Source organism: Neokomagataea anthophila (genome assembly GCF_018122595.1).
Lineage (GTDB): Bacteria > Pseudomonadota > Alphaproteobacteria > Acetobacterales > Acetobacteraceae > Gluconobacter > Gluconobacter anthophilus.
This window is the reverse complement of sequence record NZ_JAGRQH010000265.1, coordinates 1-213: the sequence shown is the minus strand read 5'-3', so window position 1 is coordinate 213 and position 213 is coordinate 1. Positions and strand designations below refer to the sequence as shown.

Here is a 213-nt window from a genome sequence, read left to right as displayed (position 1 = left end):
TCCCGGCCAATTAAGAAGGTTTGGGTGCGAACCGCCAGCGTTATGGCCTGCTGAAAAATGATGAAGGCGGCATTCTGGACGATCTGATGTTGGCCAATTTGGGTCATGAATTGCTGGTCGTTGTGAATTCATCGTGCAAAGAGTCTGATGCAGACCGGATAGAGGCTGCATAGTCCGATCGCTGCGTGGTGACGCGTCAGTTTGATCGTGAGT

At 51.6% G+C, this 213-nt stretch carries 1 protein-coding gene; it reads left to right on the top strand.

Annotated features, from left to right (window positions below):
- Positions 1 to 20: 20 nt before the first annotated feature.
- Positions 21 to 173 (top strand): hypothetical protein, encoded by a 153-nt coding sequence (locus KB213_RS13075; protein WP_282958341.1) that lies wholly within the window; start codon positions 21 to 23, stop codon positions 171 to 173.
- Positions 174 to 213: the final 40 nt, after the last annotated feature.